We start from the raw sequence: 5,868 nt of genomic DNA, 5'->3' as shown, positions 1-5,868 counted from the left end.
GCAACCGGGCGAGCCGCCGCTCACCGCCTCCCCGGCCACAACCCCGTCACCAACTCCAGATCGTCCCGCCCCACCACCCGCAGCCCCACCAGCGCCACCACGTACAGCACCCCCGCCAGCGCCGTCATCGCCGCGAACGGCACGATCCCGGACGTCGGCAGCGCGAGCCAGCTCACGTCCCACTCCGGCGCGACCGCCTTGCCCAGCAGCACCGCCGCGGCCCAGGCCAGCAGCATGGCCGCCGAGCCGTCCACCAGGGCGCGCCGCACGGGCATGACGATGCCTGCGCGCTGCAGGTAGACGCGGTGCATGACGAGGCTGACGCCGAGGCTCAGCACCGTGACCGCCGCCGCGCCCGGGCAGCCCAGAACCGGGACCACCAAAAGGTTGAGCCCGATGTTGGTGATCATCGAGGCCAGCGCGATGCGCATGAAGGTGCGCTCCTGCCCCGCGGTCATCAGCAGGCGGTTGAAGACGATGCTGGCCGCCTGCACCGGCACGCCCCAGATGGCGACGCGGAACACCATCACCGAAGCCGACAGGTCGGCGTCGCCGGAGGTCGCCAGGCGGATCAGCGGCGCCGCCGCCAGCGTGCAGAACAGGGTCAGCGGGAACACCACCAGGTGCTGGTAGCGCAGCGCGCGCTCGCCCATGCGCTCCACGTGCCCGGTCTCGCCGTCGCGCTCCTGTTCGCGGTAGCGCATCAGCGAGGGGAACAGCGCCGCGGCGAAGAGGTAGGGCACGATCAGCAGCAGGTCCAGCGGCCGGTGGCCGATCGTGTAGACGCCGGCGGCGAGCTTGCCCAGCATCTCCATGATGATCACGGTGTCGATCTTGTAGGAGATGATGCCGAAGGTCGTGGACATGAACAGCGGCAGGCCCAGGCGCAGCATCCAGCGCAGGCCGACTTGGCGCGCCGAGGCCGCGCCGCGCCACGAGCCGGCGACCCGGACCATCAGGGGCAGCACGATCACCAGGCGCGCGGCGCGGCTGACGACGTTGGCCCAGACGACCCCCATGACGCCGAAGCCCGCGTCGAGCCACCACCACGCCAGGCCGAAGTAGACCGCCGCCGAGACGAGCTGGCTCCAGGTCGAGTGCTCGACCTTCTCGTGGGCCTGCAGCACGGAGTCGCAGGCCAGGCCGGTCGACTCCAGCAGCACGCCCACGGCCATCAGCATGACCGCCGCCCGCGTCACGCCGTCGTAGCCGGTGGCGAAGACGTAGGCCGCCAGCAGCGCGTAGGTGGCGAAGCCCAGCAGCAGCCGGATGCGGAAGGCGGCCCAGAAGATGGGCCAGGTGTCGGCGTGGTCCTTGATGATCTCGCGCGTGATGAGCGTGGTGAGGCCGAAGGTCGAGACGGTCAGGATGATCGAGGTGAGGTCGACCGACAGGCCCCAGACGCCCATGCCCTCGACGCCGACCGTGCCGGTCATGCGCCGGAAGATCAGGAACGCCAGGATGCGGCCGGCGAACAGGCCGACGGTCATCAGGAAGGCGTTCTTGGCCACGTAGCGGGACGCGCGCATCGGGCTCCGTTCAACCGTCGTCTAGAAGTAGCCGCTGGTGACGGCCGTCACCTGGGGGCCGCCCCCCGACCAGGGCCAGGTGAGGTCGAGGCGGGCCACGTCGGCCCGCGCCGAGCGCGTCGGCCCGAAGCGCAGGCCCACGCCGGTCTCGTGGCGGGCGCGCGAGAGCCCCCGCGCCTCGTCGTGCCACCAGGCGGCGCCGCCGGACTGGAAGACCGCGACGCCGAGCTTGTAGAGGCCCAGCAGTTCGCCCGGCAACAGCCGGGTCTGCTCCAGGTTCCAGCGCACGAGCCGGTCGCCGACCATGCCGTCATAGTCCAGCGTGCGCAGCCCGCGTGTCAATCCCAGCGCGAAGGCGTCGGGACCCGGCAGGTTCGAACCGATGGCGCCCTCGAGCCAGGCGCGCGAGAGGTCCTTCTCGCCCGCGTGCGCGATCCAGCCCGCCTCCAGGGCGGCCCCCAGCGAGCGGTTGCCGCGGCTGCCGAGGCTGGCCTTCGCCTCGTGCCGCAGCAGCAGCAGGCCGGGGCCGCAGCGCGACCAGTCGACGACCCTCCACTCGGCCTGGAAACGCTCGTGGTCGCTGCCGAGGGCGGCCAGCACCGGGCCCGCCGTCAGGCGCAGCAGCGGGTCGAGGTTCAGGTCCTCCTGCGCGCCGTAACTCATCACGTAGCGCTCGGTGGCCCAGCGCCGTCCCAGCGATTCCACGACCAGCAGCGGCTGGACGCGACGACCGCTGATGCGCGTCAGCGCGGGGCCGGCCGCCGCGCGCAGGACCGTCCCGTCGATCACCCGGTCGTCTGACAGCGCGACCGCGTCCGGCACCGTGTAACGGTTGTCGTCGGACCACAGGCCGAGTCCCAGCCGCCAGATCCGTCCGGGACCGCGGTGGACGCGCCGGCTGGCCCAGATCTGGAGCCCGCGTTCGTGCAGGGGCAGGCTCGCGTAGAGGCTGCCCTCGCCGCCGTCGCCGGCCGCCCCGGCGGGCGACAGGTAGAAGCGCGGCGTGAAGGTGCGGTCCCAGGCGCCGGCCTGCAGGCCCCACGATGATTCCTCGGCCAGGTAGGGGCGGGCGAACACGACGTTGCGGGTGCGGCCGTCGCTCAGATCGGTGTAGTCGAACCGGCACTGGTAGGGCGAACCGAACACCCGCCGGTTCTGGTAGCTCAGCCGGCGGAAGGAGCGGTCCTCGTCCTCGCCGAGCGACGCGATCAGTTCGACGCCGTAGCCCAGGAAATTCTGGTCCGACAGCTCGGCCGACCAGCGGTCCTTCACCGGGGAGTGGGCGTAACTGGCGGCCGTGGTCAGCGACCAGGTCTCCTGGGCGCGCACCTCCAGCACGACCAGGCCGTCGGGCAGCGTGTCGACGGGCACCACCGCGACGTGGGTCAGGAAACCCAGCGCGCGCAGGTTGCGCTCGGTCTCGCGCAGCCGTCGCTCGTCGAGCGGCTCTCCCGCGGCGAACAGCAGTTCGCGCCGCAGGACGGCTTCGCGGGTCCCGAGGTGGACGGTGTTGACCAGGCGGCGCGTCGTGCGCATGAGGCCGCGGGAGCCGGCGAGTTCCTCCGGCGAGAAGATGTCCGACACGTTCAGGCGGATCTCGCCGACGCGCAGGGGGGCCGGCTGGTCCGCGGCGCCGGCGTCGGCGCCGACGGCGAAGCCAAGCAGCAGCACGCTGCAAGCCAAGAGACCGCTCGACAAGGCGGCCAGTCCCGGGAAGGCCCGACGTCGATGCCAATGTGTCATGCCACCCCAGCCAAACCGTCGCACTGGCCTGCCGTTTCGTCATGATCCGGGAATCTTCGCGGAGATCCGCCGAGCGTGCCCGGCGCAGATCAAATCATCTATCGTGAATGTTGTCAAGGCATTGCCGACACGATTCCCGATGCCGACCGCTCGGGCACGGCCCTTGAATTAGGGGGCCCGACACTGCGTGAAGCGCCGCCGATGCGGCCACCGATAGGACCGACCCAACCTTGGAGGAACGTCATGACCGCCAACCTGATGCCCATGAACCTCGCGACGCTGCTGGACACCTTCTTCGCGCCCGCGGGCGCCTGCTCCGGCTCCGATCCCGAGCTGTGGACCGCCCCGCGCACCGAGGTGTACGAGGGCGACAAGGACTACATCATCCGCATGGACCTGCCCGGGGTCAACCGCCAGGACCTCGAGATCGAGATCGAGAACGACTCGCTGACGGTCAAGGCCCGGCGCGAGCTGAAGGACGAGGAGGGCTACCGCACCGTGCGGCGCGAGCAGACCGGCGCCATCAGCTACCGGCGCTCCTTCGACCTGGTGCGCCAGATCGATCCCGAGCACGTCCGGGCCGAGCTCGAGAACGGCGTGCTCTCGATCACGCTGCCCAAGCACGCCCAGGCCCTGGCCCGGCGGATCGAAGTGAAGTGACCGCGGCTCGACAGGGACGTCGGCGCGCGAGATTGGCCGGGACATCGTCCCGGCCGTCTCGTATAATACCCCCACCATGCGACTGATCACCTTCAAGCACCCCGACGGCCCGCGCCCGGGCGTGGCCCTGACCGACAAGGTCTGCCTCGACCTGATGGCCGCGGACCGCTCCCTGCCCCGCTCCTGGAACGCGCTGTTCGCGCGCATGTCCGAGGTGCGCGCGCTCGCCGACCGCTGGCACAACCCCAGCGACGTCATCGACGGCGTGCCCCTGTTCTCCCGTTCGAAGTACCCCCTGCTGCCGCCGGTCCCCTCGCCGTCGAAGATCATCGCCGTGGGCATGAACTACCGCGACCACGCCGAGGAGCAGCGCAAGGCGCCGCCGCCGCGCCCGATGCTGTTCAGCAAGGCCACGACCTGCCTGCAGGCCGACCGCGGGCCGATCCTGCTGGACCCCGACCTGACCCAGGTCGACGCCGAGGCCGAACTCGCGGTGGTGATCGGGCGCCAGGGCCGCGGCATCTCCCGCGCGGACGCGCCGTCCCACATCGCGGGCTACATGTGCTTCAACGACGTCTCGGACCGCGAAGCCCAGCAGGCCGACAAGCAGTTCTTCCGCGGCAAGAGCCTCGACACCGGCGGCCCGTGCGGCCCCTGGCTGGTCACCCCCGACGAGCTGCCCCCCCTCGCGCACGGCCTCGACATCACCGGCACGTTGAACGGCGAGGTCGTCCAGCACAGCAACACCGAGCAGCTCATCTTCCCCATCGACGAGCTGATCCGCTTCGCCAGCCTCCACATGACGCTGCTGCCGGGCGACATCATCACCACCGGCACCCCCGGCGGCGTGGGCGCCTACCGCGATCCCCCCCGCTTCCTGCGCCCCGGCGACGTCTACGACGTCGCGATCGAAGGCGTGGGCCTGCTGAGCAATCCCGTCGTCGCCTTCTGATCCCCCTCTGAATCTCCCCGGCCCTCGATCAAGTCGCGCCCGCGGCGGCCGATGACAGGTGCGATGCACCGCCGTCCCCGCGCGCCCCAACCCCGGAGCCGAGCCATGGCCCGTGCCGCGACCGCCAACCCGCCCCAGATGGCGAAGCTCCTGTTCGCCCTGCCCCGTTACGAGACCTACGTGCGGCCACAGGCCGCGATGGTCGGCGAGCGCGACTTCCGGCTCTGCCTGGCGCAGCTGCTGCAGGTCCTGGCCGGCCGCATGCTCGTGGCGGTGGAGATGCGCGGCCGCGCCTTCGGGCCGCAGCAGCAGGAGATCATCGAGGAGACGACCGAGGACCTCGGCGTGCTCGTCACGCACCTGAACCGCCGCGGCGCGATCCGCCTGTCCCGCCCGCTGCCGCGCACCGTCGCCGAGCTGGGCGAGATCGACGCCCGGCTGGTGCTGCTGATCGAGCAGGCCTGGCGGGGCGTGCACGAGCTGCTGCGCCCGACCATCGCCGGCGAGGAGTTCGTGCAGGAGGCGCAGCGGCTGGGCGGGATCCTGGAAGCCTTCGCCGAGGCCTCCGAGGAGCGCAACCGGCGGCTCGGCCTGGGCTGGGAATCGGAGATCGGCTTGAACCCCTTCACCGGCCGGCGCAAGGACTGATCGACGTGGCGCGCCGCGACGGACACCCGCTCGACCACCGCGCACCCTGGGAGAGCGGCGAGGCCCGCGAGCGGCCGTGCGCCTGGTCGTCGCGCCCCGACGGCGGCGCCGTCGAGGGCCCGTTCGACCTCGGCTTCGCGGCCGCCCACGGTCTCGAACTGACGGTCGGCCGCGGCGAGACCGCGATGGTGGTCCGGCGCGGCGAACTGCTCGCCGTGCGATTCGAGGGCCGTCACCTGCTGCTGATTGCGGACGGCCGCGGCGACGCCCTGCCCAGCAACGGCCTGCTCACGCTGTGCCACGACGACCGGATCATCCCGATCCCCTGGTGCGGCC

Annotated in this window: 6 protein-coding genes; 4 read left to right on the top strand and 2 right to left on the bottom strand. The window is 71.5% G+C overall.

The window, feature by feature from the left end; all coding sequences use genetic code 11:
* Positions 1-20: 20 nt before the first annotated feature.
* On the bottom strand, positions 21-1,529 hold the full coding sequence (locus Q7W29_01195; GenBank protein ID MDO9170432.1) for a flippase: 1,509 nt from the start codon (positions 1,527-1,529) through the stop codon (positions 21-23).
* A gap of 21 nt (positions 1,530-1,550) precedes the next feature.
* Complete coding sequence (locus tag Q7W29_01190) at positions 1,551-3,212, bottom strand: hypothetical protein (GenBank protein ID MDO9170431.1); 1,662 nt, start codon at positions 3,210-3,212, stop codon at positions 1,551-1,553.
* A gap of 303 nt (positions 3,213-3,515) precedes the next feature.
* Between Q7W29_01190 and Q7W29_01185 the strand changes: the two genes are divergently transcribed.
* The 4 genes from Q7W29_01185 to Q7W29_01170 all read left to right on the top strand — a co-directional run.
* On the top strand, positions 3,516-3,932 hold the full coding sequence (locus Q7W29_01185; GenBank protein MDO9170430.1) for an Hsp20/alpha crystallin family protein: 417 nt from the start codon (positions 3,516-3,518) through the stop codon (positions 3,930-3,932).
* A 76-nt stretch (positions 3,933-4,008) separates the two neighbouring features.
* Complete coding sequence (locus Q7W29_01180) at positions 4,009-4,884, top strand: fumarylacetoacetate hydrolase family protein (GenBank protein ID MDO9170429.1); 876 nt, start codon at positions 4,009-4,011, stop codon at positions 4,882-4,884.
* 105 nt (positions 4,885-4,989) lie between these two features.
* The gene (locus tag Q7W29_01175) at positions 4,990-5,532 is read left to right on the top strand and encodes a hypothetical protein (GenBank protein ID MDO9170428.1); all 543 of its coding nucleotides are present in this window, start codon (positions 4,990-4,992) and stop codon (positions 5,530-5,532) included.
* A 5-nt stretch (positions 5,533-5,537) separates the two neighbouring features.
* The coding region (locus Q7W29_01170; protein ID MDO9170427.1) for a hypothetical protein at positions 5,538-5,868 on the top strand (331 nt) is incomplete at its 3' end.

The sequence above is a fragment of the bacterium genome, from assembly GCA_030654305.1.
Lineage (GTDB): Bacteria > Krumholzibacteriota > Krumholzibacteriia > LZORAL124-64-63 > LZORAL124-64-63 > PNOJ01.
Note: the sequence above shows the minus strand (reverse complement) of the source record. Positions and strands in the feature narration are given on the sequence as shown.